General features: G+C 53.2%; 1 protein-coding gene. It reads left to right on the top strand.

What is annotated here, in order from left to right:
• On the top strand, nucleotides 1-378 hold a 378-nt coding region (locus tag EXE42_RS17245), incomplete at both ends, for an ATP-binding protein (protein WP_275938242.1).

The following is a 378-nucleotide window of genomic DNA, read 5'->3' as shown; positions in this document are numbered from 1 at the left end:
ATTCCTTATTCAGGAGGATGACTCGCTCCCGTCACGAATCCAGCGAGTCTGGGACACCAAGCTCAAAGAAACGGGAATGACGCTTGTCCTGGTCGGCTCTTCGATCAGTGTCATGGAAAATAAGGTGCTCTCAGGAAGCGCGCCACTGTACGGGCGACGGACAGCAACGATCGATCTCAAACCTCTCGATGTCGCTGACGCACGCAAGTTCTTCCCAGGCTATGACCCGGAGACAGCTATCACTACGTGGGCAGTCTATGGGGGTACACCCTACTATCTCCAAACGATAGACCCAGATGAGGCGTTAGCAACGAACGTCCAGCAGGGGATCCTTTCAGAACAGTCTATCCTTTACTCAGAACCGGAATTTCTCCTTCG

This window comes from Halorubrum sp. SP3 (assembly GCF_005435195.1).
Lineage (GTDB): Archaea > Halobacteriota > Halobacteria > Halobacteriales > Haloferacaceae > Halorubrum > Halorubrum sodomense.
This window is presented reverse-complemented; position numbering and strand designations above follow the sequence as displayed.